This window comes from Echinicola rosea, assembly GCF_005281475.1.
Lineage (GTDB): Bacteria > Bacteroidota > Bacteroidia > Cytophagales > Cyclobacteriaceae > Echinicola > Echinicola rosea.
This window is the reverse complement of the sequence record NZ_CP040106.1, coordinates 3,781,370-3,800,251: the sequence shown is the minus strand read 5'-3', so window position 1 is coordinate 3,800,251 and position 18,882 is coordinate 3,781,370. Positions and strand designations below refer to the sequence as shown.

1 protein-coding gene is annotated in these 18,882 nt (G+C 46.3%); it reads right to left on the bottom strand.

Going from position 1 to position 18,882, the window contains the following annotated elements; all coding sequences use genetic code 11:
• Positions 1-2 precede the first annotated feature (2 nt).
• Positions 3-18,689: a DUF7507 domain-containing protein gene (locus FDP09_RS15035; protein ID WP_137403453.1), complete on the bottom strand. Its 18,687-nt coding sequence runs from the start codon at positions 18,687-18,689 to the stop codon at positions 3-5.
• Positions 18,690-18,882: the final 193 nt, after the last annotated feature.

The window sequence follows — 18,882 nt, the reverse complement described above, 5'->3', positions numbered from 1 at the left end:
GCTTAATCTTTTATAACCTGAATCCAGCCTTTAAACTCATGCTCGGTACCATCCTCATCATAGCATAAAAGGATATAATAATAAGTACCTGCTACTTGCCCTGGGGCATCCCAGTCGTTTTGATAGTTCTCTGTTTCCAAAACATGGTCCCCGTACCGATTGAAAATCGTAATCCTGTTGGTATCAAATTTGCCAAGACCAAGGACTTCAAAAGTGTCGTTGTCCCCATCATTATTTGGCGTAATCACATTTGGTATCCTGAACGGATTGATCTCATTGATGTCCGTGGCAGTATTATCCTCTGGATTAACATCATCTTCGAAGGAGGTAACTTCAGCTGTATTGGTAATGGTCGCTGGATTCCCCGCTTCCACTTGTATCGTAATGGTCACCACGCCACCCATAGGAAGGACTGGCATAGCCCAGGCCAATTGCTGGCCATTCACATTCGTATTGACGACAACATCAGCACTGCTTGTGGTGATTTCAGAACCTAAATAGGTCAATTCATCTGGAAGCACATCGCTGATGATCACATTGGTAGCGTCGGTATCATGGTTATTGGTCACTACCAGTTCATATTCAAATTCATCGCCTTCATAAATTTCGGCATCAAAGGACGTTTTGGTGATGGTCAAGTCCACTTCATCGTTCACCAAGGTGAAAATAATGATCGCCGAATCGAAGTTCTCTTCATCACCAGTTTCCAAGAGATCGTAAGCCAATTCATAGCTTCTTGGCTCATTGACACCAGGCACCACCGTAAGGTTTCCGTTAGCGGCCACATTGAGCCCCAAAAGTCCGTCATTATCGGTGACCACTATTGTGACATCTTCTGGCCTCGCAGACTCACCATTAAACAAGTCATTGTCCAGCACATCGCCCAATACGCCATCATAACTAAGGACAAATTCTCCAAAGTCATCATCATTGGCAATAATCTCTTCTTCCTCCAATCGGCAGCTCAAACCATAATCAAAATCCGGAACGTCACTTGGTGTTACCATTTTAGCCAGTACCTGCTCTGTGGTAAATTCACAGATCAAATTTTCCTGGACCGCAGAGAGTCTTGCCCCGCTATTAGGCAGCATTGTCACCAGTCCTGTGGCAGCTAGCCCTATGCCGTTTCGGGCAAAAGTACTGTCAGGAACCAAGGTAATGGTGTATTCACCGAAAGGATCAGCATTCTCCAAGGCATGTTGCCAAAAACCATAGGCATTTATAGTAGCCTTACGGTAATAACCATTTGGCCCTTCTATCTCGATATTGGCTCCTTGAGGATTACCAAAGCCTGCTTTGTTCAGTTCTCCTTCATTCTCTGGACCCTCATAGCTGCCGTCCCCATTAAAGTCAAACCACTCCCAATCGCTGATATTGACAACACTTCCAGGCACAAGTGTATTCTGTGTGACTTCACCGTCCCCGTTGGCATCGAACCATTCATTTTGTATCTCGTCACTGTTCAGGTCATACCAAACGTAACCATTGATTACTGGAATGCCTGTTGCTGCGTATGGGAAGTCAAACGTTAGGTAAGAACAGACTTGCACAGAAATGTTTCTGGAATTACCATTGACAGGATAGAGGTTTTGGGTTTTATTAATGTTCCTATCAAAGACCATTAACGTATAGCGACCTGATCCCACTCCTTCAAAGTTATATTGCCCCGAATCATCGGTCAGCACCATCAAACCTTCACCTGGAGCATTGTTTTCAGGAACCAGAATAACCGGTACATTGATCAGGGGAGCATCCGTCTGCTCATTAAAGATGCGTCCGGTCACCAAGGTATTGTCAACACATCCGATTTGGACTTCTGCCTGATCAGTGTCTTCCACCATTTGACCATTAATGCCTTCACCCGTTGCAGTAGCTGTATTGATCAATGTTGTAGACGATGCAAGATCGTTAATGGTCACCGTATATTGTGCCGTTAAGGTGACGGTTTCTCCAACGGCCAAATTGCCCACTACTTCTTCTAAATTGAGCATTGGATCACTGACCGTTACTGCTGTAAGCGCAATATTTCCAGCATTGCTAACGACCAAGGTATAGGTAATCACCTCACCAGCTTCGGAGACTTCCTGCTTATCCACAGATTTTTCAATGATAATTTGTGGCAATTGTCTAGCGGTCACAAGAGCACTATCCTCAGCTTGGACATCATCACCTGATGGGGCTGTACCTTTTACATTCGCCACGTTATTGACACTACCTGTATTGAGGTCCTGCTGCGTCACTGTGTAAGTGGTTTCAGTAATGGCCGATTCACCGGGTTCCAAACTGCCTATATCTTCCACGAAGAAAGTTTTGGGATCCTCAATGGTCACTCCAGTAAGACTTACCGTGCCCGTATTGGTAGCGGTCAAGGTATAGGTGATCACCTCTCCCACCTCATCATAGGTTGTTGGAGTGGCCGTTTTGCTCAGTGAAATAGCAGCTTGCTGAGCCGTAATTACCTGATACGAATCCTCATCAGCAACCGTAATGCCTGCAGAGGACGAGCCCGAAGCCACTGCAGTATTGTCAATACTGCCTGTGTCCATATCCGTCTGCGTTACGGTATAACTGCTTTGTACATTTGTGGTTTGACCAGGAGTCAATACTCCGATCATTTCATTTAAACCTGTCAAAGGATCATTTACGGTGACATCCTCCAAGCTTACATTACCGGTATTGGTAATGTTTAGAGAATATTGGATGGTTTCACCCGCTTCCAAAACGGTATCCTTATCAGCTGTTTTGACAATGGATATAGCTGGTACTTGGCTGACCTGCACCCAAGCAGTATCCTGAGATGCCACACGGATTTCATCAGGACCAAAACCTTCCACGAAAGCGATATTTTGAATTATGCCAGCATCGAGATCGGCTTGGTTTACCTCATAGGATGTTTCCAAGGTCACGCTAAGTCCAGGCGCCATCAATGCTCCGGTTTCAGAGAAATTGGTCATGGAATCGATCAATGAAAGCTCGTGCAGTGATACATTTCCGGTATTGGTTACGGTAAAGGTATAGCTGATCCTTTCTCCCACCTGAGCCACCGTATCCTTATTGGCGATTTTGGTAAGGCTGATGGCCGGAAGTTGGACAGCCGTTACTTCAGCATTGGCCGTATCCCTGACTGTATTTCCAGCTGGTGTATTGCCAGCAGTAGTAGCGGTGTTGGTGATCTGTCCATTGTCTAAATCACTTTGTTTGACCGTGTAAGCACTTTCGAGGACCGCAGATTGACCCGGAGTTAACCTGCCTATTCCTTGGTTTAGCCCCGTCAGTGGATCCGCTATGCTTACGCTGTTCAATGTCACATTTCCTGTATTGGTCGCTTCCAACGTATAGGTAATGACATCACCAACTTGGTCATAATCCGGTACATCTGATGTTTTGGATAGGGATATGGCACCCATTTCCACGGCAGGTACCACAGCATCATCACTAACTTCTATTTTCCTTCCTATCGGTGACAATCCTATAGCCGTGGCGGTGTTGGCCACTTCACCTCGGTCTAGGTCATTTTGGGTGACGGTATAGGCAGTATTGAAGGAAATACTTTCCCCTGGATTCAGTTGCGGAATAATTTCTGCCATTCCCGTCAATGGATCGGTCACATTCACAGAGATAAGCGTAGCGTTTCCTGTGTTTAAGACGGTGACAGTATAATCGATCACATCATTTGGTGCAGAGTAATTTGGCGTATTGCTTACTTTTTCCACATCCAATCTGCCAAGCCTCAAGGCTAATACCCGTGCATCATCTTCACTGGAAATCCTTACCTGAGCCGGATCAAAGGCCGTGACATTCGCTGTATTGACTACCCTTCCTGCATCAATATCTGCTTGCGTAATAGTATAAGTCGTCCTGTAAACTGCCGAATCTCCAGGGGCTAGGCTTTCTTCGGTAGCTGTAAATCCGGTCAATGGATCCGTTATTTCCACATCTGCCAACGTAGTGTTACCAGTATTTTGGGCGATCAAAGAATAAGTAATCACATCGCCTGGCAAATGGTAAATTTTAGGGCTGGCTGTTTTTACCAGTTCTATTGCAGAAGCCTGCAAACCTCGAACAATAGCGTCATCAATAGCTTCTACTACCCTTCCGTTTGGTGTTGTTCCGTCGGCATGGACCGTGTTGGTCACTTCTCCGACATCCATATCCTCTTGGAGAATGGTGTAGCTTGTGGTATAAACAAGGGAGTCATTGGGCGCCAAGGTAGGAATGGTTTCCTCCATTCCCGTCAGCGGATCTGTGACATGGATATCGGTAAGGGTGACAATTCCGGAGTTGACAACGATGACTTCATATTCGATCACATTACCCGCTTCATCATAGGTCTTTTGGGCCGCCTCTTTACTTACCAGGATCTGTCCAGAGTCCAGGGACCTAAAGGACTCCGTAAATGCCCAATCCTCACTTTGCACCAACCTTCCCGAAGGAGTAGTACCTACTGTGTTGGCTGTATTGAGAACCCTGCCATTGTCGATGTCCTGCTGGGTAATGGTATATTCTTCTGTAATGGTCACCACCTCACCAGGTGCCAAGGTACCCAGACGCTCTTCAAGGTCAGTCAAAGGATCTACCACCGATACATCCGATAAACTTACATTTCCAATATTTTCTACCTCAATGGTATATGTAATGATTTGTCCAGGAGAATAATAAACTTTTACCGACGAGGTTTTGGTCAGCTCTATTGCTCCTTCTCCTCTGGCGACCACCGTAGCTTGATCACTATCCTCCACTTCCACATCATCGGGGGTCACGGCCGTTACCGAAGCGGTGTTTACCATTACCAATCCATCGACATCGGCTTGGGTAAGACTATAGTCCACTGCATAGCTTTGGGACTGACCAGGAGCTAGCACTGGAAGCGCATCGCTAAATCCAATTTTCTCATCAGTCACGACAATATCGCTTAAGGTCAAGTTACCGGAATTGGTAACGGTGACAGTGTAAGTAACTACGTCGCCTGCAGCATCAAATATTTTTGGACTAGCGGTTTTATCTATTTCTATAACTCCTGCTCTAAGGGCATATACCCGCACCGTATCCGTATCGTAAACTCTTTCTCCATCTGGTGCTTTGCCGTCCGCAGTGGCTGTATTTTCTACGATTCCTCCATCGATATCTGCTTGATCGACCGTATAGCTGGTCGTGAATGTCCTTGATTCCCCAGGTGCCAATGCCACCACAAAACGGTTGAAATCGGTAAGGGGATCATTTACATTCACTCCCTGCAAGGTGACATTACCATCATTGGTCACTACCAAGGTGTATGAAATGACCTCTCCAGGGGCAATATAACTTCTAGGCTCAGCGGATTTTTGGATCTCAATACTTGGGGATTGCTTCGCAACAATGGTCGCCATATCGGAATCATCTACCCTACTGCCATCAGGAGCAGTTCCTTCAGCGGTAGCCTCATTGTCAACACGTCCACGGTCCAAGTCGGACTGGGTAATGAGATACGGCACTATAAATGTCGCGGTATCTCCCGGAGCCAATTTTGGAGTCACTTGACTAAAGCCGGTCCTGGGGTCATCCGTAAGCACATTGCTCAGGGTAACATTCCCTTCATTGACAATCGTCAAGGTATATGTTATCTCTTGATCTACAGAGGAATATGTTTTTGGAGTAACAGTTTTGTCAATATCCAATGCTAACACCTGATCGGCAGGAATGACAACAGTCGCTTCATCGCTGACGGCTTGCCCGAATGGATCTTCTCCATTTGCCCTGGCCAAATTTGTGATGCTTCCATTGTCCAAATCTTCCTGAACCACCACATAAGTACTGGTCAGGGTAGTGTCTTGACCTGGCAACAACGTACCGACATTCTGCTCGAAATCATTATGTGGATCACTTATGATAACATTGTCAAGGGTTACGTTTCCACTATTGGTAGCGGTCAAGGTATAGGAAATGACTTGCTCTGTCGCGTCATAGCTTACCACATTGGCAGTTTTTTCCAGTTGAATAGAAGGCTGGACAATGGCCGGTACATTTACCGAATCCATATCAGAAACAGGATCTCCCAATTGGCTTTCACCCATTACCATTGCGGTGTTCATCACAGCACCTGCATCAAGGTCATCTTGGGTAATCGTATAAGTTGCGGACACAGACGTGGATTCCCCAGGAGCCAAATCGTCCATTGGCTGATCGATGTCCACAAGTGGATCCTCTAATTGGACAGCAGTCAACGAAACATTTCCGGTATTTTCTATGGTTAGGGAATAATTGATCACATCTCCTACTGCATCGTAATTATTGACAGCTGAGGTTTTGGTCAGGTCGATCGCCGGTGATTGTACACCAGTTACCGTCACGGTAGCACTGTCCGTCACTGATTCATCACTCGGTGCCAAACCAATAACAAGGGCCTCATTCACTACCTGTCCGCCATCCAAGTCTTCCTGGGTAATGGTGTATCGTGTAACGAGGCTTTTCCGCTCATTTGGTTCCAGTGAACCTATTGGTTCCTCCAAGCCTGTCAAAGGATCCGTTATGGTTACTTCATAGAGTGTCACATTACCTGTATTGCTTGCGGTGAGCACATACCGAATGACATCTCCTACTTGATCGAATGTGTCTATGTCACTTGCTTTAGTCAGGTCAATAGCAGCATCCTGTACGCCATTGAGCACTAATGTATCCTCATCCGACACGCGTTCACCAGAAGGGGCATTGCCCATGACAATGGCCGTATTGGTGATAGTGCCCCTGTTTAGGTCTTCTTGGGTAACCGTATAGGAAGCCTTAAAATCTTTGGTTTCACCAGGAGCCAGTTCCCCTCCATTGAGGTTTACTCCTGTCAGTGGATCGGTCAGGCTTCCGTTGGTCAAGGAAACATTGCCTGTATTGGTCACCGTCAAGGTATAGTTAATCACTTCACCTACGGTAACATACTGTGCTTTATCAGCAGTTTTTACCAAAGTAACATCTGCTGTTTGCTCACCTGGTACATTCGCTGTATCCCTATCTATCAAAAGGTAACTGTTGGGGGTTCTGCCTTGGGCAGTGGCCACATTGGTCACCACACCATTGTCCAAATCTGCCTGGGTACTTAAGTATTCGGTTTCGTAGGTAAGACTGGTACCGGGGGCCATTGTACCCACTGTTTGGTTAAGGCCTGTTAAAGGGTCGGTTACGATGACATCCGTAAGGGTTATATTTCCATTATTGCTTACAGTGATTTCATAAGGGATAGTGGTTCCTGCCAAAGCAAAGGACGGAATCTGGGGAAGTTTCTCTATTGTAATTTCCCCAGACCGTTTTGCGAGTACTTTTTCCTCATCTTCATCGCTTACTTCTTGGTTATAAGAGGTGGTTCCGGTGGCCATGGCGATATTGGATATTTCACCTGCATCCATATCGTCTTGGGTAACGGTATAGGTCGTGTTAAACTGTTCGCTTTGTGATGGGGCCAAGCTAGGGATGGTTTCAGTAAGGCCTGTAAGCGGATCGGTTACTTCCACATCCAAAAGGGTGACATTACCAATATTGGTCACCTCAATAGCATAATTGATCACTTCTCCAGCAGCATTGACGGTACCAATGTCGGCAGTCTTGGTCACTTGGATATCCCCAGATCGCCGTACCAAGACAATGGCACGGTCCTCTACGGTTCCACTTTGGCCGTTTGGAGCCACTGCAGTGGCTATGGCCACATTGGTGATTCTTCCATTATCGATCTGCTCTTGAGTGGCCTGATAAGTGACCGTATAAGTCTGGGACGCTCCTGGTGCCATGGTACCTACCAATTGTTCCGCACCAATCAATGAATCAGCTATCCTAACTTCTGAAAGCGTAACATTACCGGTATTGGTAAGCACAAAGGTATAGGTGATTTCGTCCCCAGCCTGACGGATCAAAATCGGGTCAGCTGTTTTCTGAAGATCCAGACTGGCAGACCACAGCGGTACCACCACTGCGCGGTCCTCATCGGAAACTGCATCCCCATTTGGTGCAGTTCCTGTTGCAGTAGCCGTATTGATCAATTCCCGCCTATCCACATCTGCTTGGGTGGTAACATAGTTGGTGCTGAAAGTTTCCACCTGCCCAGGCTCCATGGTATCGATATCTTGGCCAAAGCCTGTCAAAGGATCCGTCACTTCTACATCGGTGAGCGTCTGGTTGCCTACATTTTCTATGATCAAGGTATATTCGATGATATCCCCTGCAGCTGTAAACGTGTTGACATTCGCCTCTTTGGTGATTTCTATGGCCGGCGCACTGTAGGCATACACGCGGAATTCATCAAAATCGCTGACCTCATCGCCATCTGGCATTTCACCTGTGGCCGTGGCCGTATTTAGCATTGAGGTATTATCGACATCCGCTTGGCTTACGGAATATAGGGTATTGAACGTTTCATATTCCCCAGGCGCCAAACTTGGAATGGTCTCATTCAATCCGGTAATGGGATCAGTGACTTGAACATTGGTTAAGGTGACATTACCTTGGTTGATCACATTAACGGTATAGGTGATCTGATCACCGGCCTTGGTAAAATACCTTGGTGTTCCGAATTTTTCTATCCCGATCACCCCAGCTTGTAATGCATCAGCTTTGAAGAAGTCCTCATCACTGAGTTCTTCTCCATCCGGAGCCTCTCCAGTGGCCGTAGTAGTATTCAAGAAGCTGCCATTATCCAAATCAGCTTGTGTAATCTCATATTCCAACGCCCTGTATGTTTTGGTCTGCCCAGGCGCTAATTCCCCTAGGTTTTGCTCAAAATCAAGTTGTGGATCTGTAAAGGTGACATTGAATAGGGTAACGTTTCCGGTATTTGTAACGGTCAACTCATAATGAATCACCTGTCCCACCTCATCATACGTAAATCGATCTCCCGCTTTGGTCACCTCAATGGCTTTGACCTGATCGGCCATTACTAAGAAATCATCGGAATCATTGACAAGTGTACCGTTGGCGGCTGTACCACTGACAGTGGCTGTGTTCGGAATCTGACCATTGTCCAAATCCGTTTGGGTCACCACATGGCTATCATTAAAAGTTAAAGTTTGACCTGGATTTAAGCTCGCCACATTTTCACTTAAACCCGTAAGCGGATCGGTTAGTACCACATCGGCAAGGGTCAGGTTACCGTTATTGGTAATCGTAAACGTATAGTTGATTCGTTCACCTACTTCGAAAACAGTCGATCTATCGCCTTCCTTGGTCAGCACAATGGACGGAGACTGGATCGCTGTAACCACCTCATCATCACTGTCACTTACTTCATCCCCGTTTGGATCAATGCCAGTGGTAGAAGCCGTATTGGTAATTTCCCCAGTATCAATATCCTCCTGGGTTATGATGATGGAAGTGGAATAAGTTTTGGTCTCTCCAGGAGCAAAACTTACAATGGATTGGTCCAAGTCAGTAAGTGGATCGACAGTAGTCACATTGCTTAAGGTCACATTTCCGGTGTTGGCAACGACTATCGTGTAATCTACTTCATCTCCTACCGTTTCATAATTTTTTGGATCAGCTGTTTTGGTAATACTAATCTCTGGTGACTGAATGGCCGTTACCGTCACCTCATTTGAAGTGTTGGTGATTTGCTCATCATTGACATCCCATCCTGAGGCAGTGGCCTGGTTGGTATAGCTGCCCGCATCCAAGTCCGCCTGTGTAATGGTGTGCTCTGCAGTAAGCTTAGCGATTTTTCCTGGCCCTAAGGTGACAATAGGACTTCCACTGGTTATTTCGGCATTTGGATCATTGACCACTATATTATGAAGCGTTACATTACCGGTGTTTTCCACTTCAAGTTCATACAGGATCACATCGTTTATTGCATCATAAGTAGGCGTAGTGGTGGCTTTACGAATAATGAAGGAAGCAGTTTGAATGGCAGTCAGCGTGACTTCATTGGACACCACCGATAAGGTATTGTTTTTTGGGTCTTTTCCTGTAGCAGTGGATTGGTTAATGTATATTCCTTGGTCAAGGTCGGCTTGTACCACCACATGCTGGGCAATGATTTCAGCAGAAGCACCTGGTGCCAAGCTGGAAATAGGACTACCAGACATAATTTCAGCCTTCGGATCGGTCACTTCTATATCATGCATGGTGACATTCCCGGTATTGGTGACCACGATGGTGTAAGGGATAATTTCCCCAACAGCACTGTAAGTAGTTTGCGTGGATGATTTCACCACTTCCATTGCTGGTTGCTGGATGGCAGGAACGATGACTTGGTTGGAATTATCCGTGACATCTTTATTGTTTGGATCTTTACCAGTGGCTTTACTGGTATTTGCATACTCACCGGCATCCAGGTCGGCTTGCGTCACGACATGTTCAGCATTTAGGGTAATGGATTCTCCCGGTGACAACTGGCCAATGGTCGTTTCACTCAAGAACGTGGCGTTAGGATCGGTGACATTAATATTGGTTATGGTGACATTCCCTGTGTTCTCTATGGAAATGGTATAATCAATTTCATCCCCTATTTCGTCATAATTTGCAGTAGTCGTAGCTTTGGTAACCGTCAATTGCGGCGATTGTATAGCGGGCACCGTAACCCTATTGGTAGTGGCGCTGATCGGGTTGTCAAAAGGATCGTCACCTATTGCGGTGGCTTGATTGGTATATTTCCCGGCATCCAAGTCCGCCTGAGTGACAATATGCTCCCCTTCCAATACGACCTGATCTCCTGGGCCAATTGATGAAATAGGATTTGTACTGGTAACTTCTGCATTTGGGTCATCCACCAAAACATCGGAGAGTGTGACATTCCCAGTATTGGAAACCGTAAATGTATAGTGAATGGTATCTCCGACTGCATCATAGTTTGGGGTAGAACTGGCCTTAGCAGCTGACATGCCAGGCAATGGTGTTCCTATAAGCAGTTCCGAATCTGAATCCGTCAATTCATTGCCGTTGATATCGGTACCTGTTATCGTGGCCGTATTGGCGATTTCCCCCCTGTCCACATCTTCCTGGGTAATGGTATAAGGCTCCTCGAAACGTTGTCTTTCTCCCGGATCCAGTTGTCCAATTTCAATATTCTGGTTGATCAAGGTATCTACGATGGTGACATCAAACAAAGTGACATTGCCTGTATTCTGCGTCACCAAGGTATAGTGGACCACCTCTCCAGCGTTGATGTATCCATTTTCAGAAACTCCCTTGATTAGGTCCAGAGCAGGTGATTGGGACCCATTGATCACTTCGGTATCCTCACTGGATATCTGACTTCCATCGGGAACAGTTCCCGTTGCTGTGGCTGTATTTTCGATGGTACCTACGTCCAAGTCATTTTGGGTCACTGTATATAGCTCATTATAAGTGAAGCTATCTCCAGGTGCCATGGCCGGAATGTTTTCTTCCAAGCCTGTCAAAGGATCTACTACCTGAACTTCGGAAATGGTCTGGTTTCCTGAATTGGTGATGGTTATCGTGTAATTGAGCACTTCACCTGGTGCGGTAAACCCTCTTTCCTCTACGGATTTATCAATGGTCAATTGGGGGTTGATCACCGCTGGAACGGTAGCCTCACCGACAGCATCCTCTAAGGTACCTGCATTAACGGACCCTGTTGCTGTGGCGACATTGACAAACTCACCATTGTCCACATCGGCTTGTATGGTCCAGTATTTGGCGGAATAATTCCAAATCTCGCCCACATCCAGCTGATCGTCTTGATCGGTATCGCCACCTCGATAAACCGGCCCTTCACTTACTTGATCATCCATCAATTGGACATTGCTGATCGTCACATTACCGGTATTTTCCAGTTGCAGGGTAAAATTCAGCAAGTCATCTGGACCATTGAAAGAATTTGGCTGGGTGGTGCTGACTTTTGTCAAGGTCCATGCAGGATCTAAAGTAGCCGGCACCGTTTCATCATCACTGATGTCTGGCAAGCTGCCGCCTGCCGGATTTCCGGACGCAGTGGCCGTGTTGGTATAGCTACCGGCATCCAAATCGGCTTGCGTCACGGTGTGGGCAGCTTCAAAAATCCATGTTTCGCCCACGTCGAGTTCCATATCCCCATCATCATCTCCCCCTTCCAAAACAGGACTATTATCGGCACCAGGATCGGAAATAGTAATATTTCCGATCGAAACATTACCAGTATTTTGCACGGTAATTTCATACGTCAGCTGATCACCAAGAGTACTGTAGGTATTAGGTGAAGTAGTACTGGATTTGTCGATGGTCCATGAAGGGCTTTGTACGGCCGGCACTGTAGCGGACGCCGTTCCGTTATTGAGATTTCCGCCTGCGGGTGTTCCCGTAGCAGTCACTGTATTGGTAAATCCGCCATTATCCACATCTTCCTGAACCGTGGTATAATCTGCCGTATAGCTCCAGGTTTCTCCCACTTCCATGATGCCATCATCATTAATATCACCTGATTGGTAATCCGGCCCGTTGGATGCTTGGGGGTCAGTGACGTTGATATTACTGATGGTAATGTTACCACTATTGGTAACTGTAATGTCATAATTGATCAATTGACCAGGCTGGTCAAATGATTCGATATCAGGAGTTTTGGTAACGGTTAATTGAGGATTTTGTACTGCGGGCACGACCACCGTACTGGTTTCATTTACTGGATTATCATCATAATCCACCCCATCCACTGCTGCTGAATTGGTCACATTCCCATTGTCCAAATCCGCTTGCGTCACAGTATAAGTAGCCGTCAACTGCTCCTCATCCCCTGGTGCCAAAGTACCAATATTGGTGTCTAAATCGGTCAAAGGATCCGTAACCACCAAATCAAAGAAAGAAGTATTTCCGGTGTTGCTAACGGTTATGGTATAATTGATTTCATCGCCTACAGCCGCATATGAAGTTTGCGCAGCGGATTTCTCAAAGCTCAATTGTGCGTTTTGGGCAGCAAATACCCTGACTGTATCCACATCTGTCAAGATTTCTCCCATGGGAGCGGTAGAGGTAACGTTGGCTATGTTTTCTACATATCCCCTGTCCAAATCTTCCTGCACGACCGTATAGGTGAAGTCAATCCTTTCTAGTTCGTCAGGAGCCAAAGTGGTAAAAGTCTGGTCAATCCCCATGAACGGATCCGTCACTTCTACATTGCTGAGGGTCACGTTGCCTTCATTTCTTACAAGGATGGCATAGTTCAATACATCTCCGACCGACTTATACCCTTTTTCTCGCACCCCTTTTCTAAGTTCAATATCAGGTGTCTGCGTACCATATATGATCTTGGTGTCACTGTCTGCCAGCACGACTGGAGTGTCGGTTTCGGCTGAGGCGGTATTGGATATGACCGCATCATCGACATCCTCCTGTGTGACCGTATAGGTCACGTCATACTCCTCACTTTGACCAGGGGCCAAGGTGGCTATCGTTTGATTCAGTCCTGTCAACGGATCCGTAACTGTTATGTCTGAAAGGGGAACATTTCCGGAATTCGTTACCGTAATGGTATAATGTAGGATTTGTCCGTCATCACTGTATCCGTATTCTTCAAGTTCTTTGGTGATGGTCAATTCAGGCCTATCTTCACCAGAAGGATGAATGGTATGGCTATTATCATCGATCACATCATCGCCGTCAGGGTCTTGGCCTTCTGCAGTGGCCGTATTGGTAATGAATCCATTGGTCACATCCGCTTCGGTCACCGTATATTCCTCGGTAAAGGTCATCGTTTCCCCCGGAGCGAGTGTTGGGATCGTTTCATTCATTCCAGTCAACGGATCCGTTACCACGACATCTGTCACCGTAACATTACCCGTATTGGTCACTGTGATGGTATAGGTAATAACCTCACCAGCGCTGGTAAAGTCATCAGGATTTGCAGACTTGTTTACGGTCAGTTCTGGATTTTTGGCACCATTGGTAGTCGTTTCATCTGTATCCTCCACATCATTCCCATCTGGATCGGTACCATCAAAATCTACTGTATTGACCACTGAACCTGCATCTACCTCTTCTTGGGTGACGATATGCGCTGTTGTAAACTGAAGTGTATCTCCCACCTCAAGGAGCGGAATATCTTGAGTAAATCCAGTCAATGGATCAGTCACCGTGGCATCGGTAATGTCCACATTACCCGTATTGATCACAGCTATATTATAATGCAGGGTATCACCAGCTTGATAGAAAGCGCTTTCATCAGCGGTTTTGATGATGTTCACTTGGCCAGTCTTCCCGCCATTAATGGTCACTTCATCGTCATCGACCTGCTGTCCTGTAGGGTCATCAGCCGTCACTTCAGCAGTGTTGGTCACAGAGCCATTGTTCACATCCGCTTGAGTCACAATATAGGTCACGGGAATTTCTACCGTCTCCCCTGGAGCCAACTCAGGGATGGTCTGATTTAAGCCTGTAAGGGGGTCCGTTACCACCACATTGGTCAAGGTGACATTTCCGGTATTGGTAACCGAGAGGGTATAGTTTAGTTCATCCCCCACACCAGTGTACCCTTGGTCTACAAGTGACTTTTCAATAGAAACGGCTGGATTTTGATCTGCATTTGCGGTAGCATCATCCGAATCATCCACGGGGTTTCCATCCAGGTCATCCCCATTGGTAGTGGCAGTGTTGGTAATACTACCATTATCAATATCATCCTGTGTAATGGTATAAGGAATGGTAATGGTCCTGTTCTCACCTGGCTCAAGGGTACCGATAGATTCATCTATACCTAAAAGCGGATCTGTAACCACCACATTGTCTATTGGCAAATTTCCGGTATTGGATACCACGATGGTAAATTGGATTTCTTCACCAGGGGTATCATACGTGGCAGGTGATACCGACTTGTCAATGTTCACCTCGGAAACTTGTACCGCATCGATGGTTTCCTCATCCGTGGCATCATCCAATGTTCCATTGCTCGGATCTCCTGACGCAGTGGCTGTATTGGTCACACTGCCATTATTGATATCCTCTTGGGTAATCTGATAAGTCACCTGATATGTCCAGGTTTCGTCTGGATCGATTTGTCCGTCACCATCCGAATCACCCGATTGGTAAGTAGGGCCGGAAGTAGCCATTGGATCCGTTATTACGGGATTAAGGATAGAGGTATTTCCGGTATTTTCTACCGCTATGGTAAAGGTGACGTTTTCCCCTACGGTCTGGTAAGTAGGCTGTCCGGCTGTTTTGGTGACCGTCCAGCTAGGTAATATTTCGGCAGGTACGGTTTCATCATCAGAAATATCCGGCAATGTACCACCGATACTGTTTCCACTGGCAGAAGCAGTATTGGTATAACTACCATTATCAACGTCTTTTTGAGTAACCGTATAAGTGACTGAATAAGTCCATGATTCACCTACATCCAAGACATCTGGATTGGTATCATCCCCTGATACATAGGTAGGGCCGGAAGTAGCTTTGGGGTCAAAAACACTCACATTGTTGATGGAGACATTCCCGGTATTTTCTATCACAATATCATAGGTCAACTCATCACCGGGCTGTGCGTAGGAATTGGAGGGATTTGTATTGGTCTTATCGATGGTCCAATTCGGTAACTGCTCCGCATCCACTGTTTCATTGGCGGTTTCTTCTGGAAGTGTACCTGCAGCCGGGTCACCATTTGCCGTAACGGCATTGGTAAAGCTTCCTGCGTCGATATCTTCTTGAGTGACTTCATGGGTGGCGGTGTATATCCAAGATTCTCCTACATCAAGGGTTCCATCCCCATCATCATCTCCGGAGACGTACGTTGGTCCAGTAGTTGCCTGTGGATCATCGACTACTGGATCTTCAATGGTGATATTTCCGGTATTGGCTACTACAATTTCATAGGTAATCACCTCTCCTACCGTACTATAGCTTGTTTGGCTGGTATTTTTGCTTAATGAAATTTTAGGCGTTTGGGATGCATTAATGACTTCACTGTCTTCACTTGGGAGTTCATTTCCATCAGGGTCCGTAGCGATGACTTCTGCAGTATTGGTTAAGCTTCCATTATCAATGTCCTCTTGAGTGACGGTATAGGTGGTGGTGAATTCTATGGTTTCTCCAGAATTGATCACCTCAATATTATCGGAATAATTCGTAAGTGGATCAGTCACGGTGACATCAGAAAGGGAAACATTTCCGCTGTTTTGCACATAAATGGTATAGGTGATTTCTTCTCCCACTTGGCTATAACCACTTTTATCGGCCACTTTAAGCACTCGGATGGCGGGATCTTTTACAGCTGGTACCGTCACTTCATCACTGACCTCGTCGAGTTCACCTCCTGCGGGTGTTCCTGCTGCAGTGACGGTATTGGTAAAGGAACCATTGTTAAGGTCTTCCTGGCTTACCTCATGGGTAGCTGAAAACTGCCATGTCTCTCCTGGAGCCATGACACCATCCGATCCATCATCACCGGATAAATAGCTTGGCCCGCTGCTGGCTTGCGGATCGGTTACGTCAATGCCTGAAATGGAAACATTACCGGTATTGGTCACTTCAATGGTATAATTCAATACCTGCCCCACTTGGGTATAGTTGATTTCTTCAGTGCTTTTTTCAATGGTCCAGGCCGGCTCTTGATTGGCAGGGACAGTTTCATCATCTGAAATATCATTCAAATCCCCTCCCGCAGGTTCCCCGGAAGCAGAAGCCGTGTTCGTATAGCTTCCATTGTCTATATCTGCCTGAGTCACCGTATAGCTAGCAGAGAAAATCCAAACTTCATCTACATCAAGTACCTGGTCATTGTCACTGTCCCCAGAACTGTACGTTGGCCCATTGGAAGCTTGTGCATCGAGGACTGCTACATCATCAATAGAGACATTACCGGTATTGGTAACGGTGATCTCATAATTCACGACATCACCGGGATTGGTATAGCCTGTGGTCGTTGTAGCATCTTTGCTGATCGTCCATGATGGTGTCTGAACCGCAGGAATGGTTTCATTATCATTGATGTCATCCAGACTTCCTCCTGCGGGCGTACCTGAAGCAGTGGCGGTATTGGTATATGCACCTGCATCAATGTCTGCCTGCGTAACCGTATAGCCAACTTCATACGTCCAAGATTCCCCCACATCCAATACGCCGTTTCCATTATCATCACCAGTAATTAAATCCGGTCCACTGGTAGCAGAAGGATCATTTACCTCTACATTGTCAATGGAGACATTCCCCGTATTTTCCAAGGATACCTGGTAGGTAAGTTGGTCGCCAGGGCTAGTGTATTCATTGGGGCTCGTGGAGCTGGTTTTGGAGAGCGTCCAGGAAGGAGTTTGTACACCCGAGATGGTTTCACTGTCAGTAGCTGGATCCAACACACCTCCTGCGGGGTCTCCAGTGGCAGTAGCGGTATTGGTAAAACCTCCTGCATCAATATCACTTTGGCTTACATCATAGGTGGCCGAATAGGTCCAAGACTCCCCTACATCCAGTACATTATTCCCGTTTTCATCACCCGCAACGAATGTGGGGCCACCGGTTACGGAAGGATCATTTACCTGCACATTACTGATGGATACGTTTCCGGTATTTTCGACCGTTATTTCATAGGTCAAGTCATCGCCAGGAGTGGTATATTCATTTGGAATGGTACTACTTGTCTTGGTCAAGGTCCAACTTGGGTCTTGTTCCGCATCCACCGTGACTTCATCTGAAGTATCGCTAAGATCGCCTCGAAGAGGATTTCCAGAGGCACTTACAGCATTGGTTATGCTTCCATTGTCGATATCGGATTGGGTAACGGTATAAGCTGCTTCGTACGTCCAGGACTCATCCGGGTTCAATACCCCATCATCATTATCATCTCCGCTGACAAGCACCGGTGGCCCATCCACCAAGCCATCCATCAACTGAATCTCCTCAATATTTACATTTCCGGTATTCGCTAGACTTATGTCAAAGCGGACCTCATCTCCTACTGCAGCATAAGAAGGATCTGTTGCCGACTTGGTAATTGACCATGATGGACTTGCTACTGGGGATATGCTGAGTGAAGCACTGTTATCATCAGAAATCGGATCCTCTTCATTCTGTGAAGAAATGGTAGCGTCAAGTTGGTAGGTAAAGTCCTCGCTGACGGGCTGCAGCACCAGGGCCACTATATTCAGCACCGCTTGGTTTCCTGCCGCCAGATCGTTCACCGTCCAGCTTGCCTCCCCGAGATCAAAACTGCCGGAACTTGAATTGCTCGACACATACTCCAGCCCATTGCTCAATACACCCTCCATCACCACACCTGTTGCGGTGGAAGGACCATCATTTCGTAACGTGATCGTAAAGGTAACCTCATCCCCAAACTGCGGTGAATCATCGGACACTGTCTGAATTAGCGTAGTAGAAGCCACTGCTATTGGAGATAGTGTAACACTCGATGTATTATTACCTGGGAAATTATCATTCTGGTTAGCACTTACCGAGGCTGATGTGGTATAGTTTCCCGCAGGATTCACTTCAGCTGTGATCTCCAGGGACTCACTTGCACCGGATTCCATGATACCCAGCCCCCAATTCCCTGATGAAGGATCGTAATCTCCAGCACCATTATCACTTACATAAGTGAGTCCATTAGGTAACGTACTGTTCACAATTACCCCAGATGCCGGTAAATTACCATCATTTTGGACTGTTAAAGTGAAAACGACCCTTTCGCCGACATTGGGAGTTACATTATCGACGACCATGCTGACTTGCATGTCCGTAGTAATGACCTGGGCATTAGCAGAAGGAATGCTTACCAAGCCAAAAAGTACCGTGAAAAGTATTAACGTATGGCGTACCACATTCATAAGCGTAAATAGTTTTTGTAAAAAAGTGAGACTAGGCTCCTTTTTTATGATCTCATTATCCTTGTAAATTAATTCTGTATCTAGAACCTGTAGTTTTTATTTCACAACTTTTCTTTTATGGATGATTCATCTCTCCATTTTTCAGAAAATAACTTGTAGTAAATGAAAAAGAAGCAACCAAAGAAAGCTGTAT

Bases quoted from the DNA above. Each gene is read 5' to 3' on its own strand.
- FDP09_RS15035 (WP_137403453.1), bottom strand. From the start codon at position 18,689: ATGAATGTGGTACGCCATACGTTAATACTTTTCACGGTACTTTTTGGC.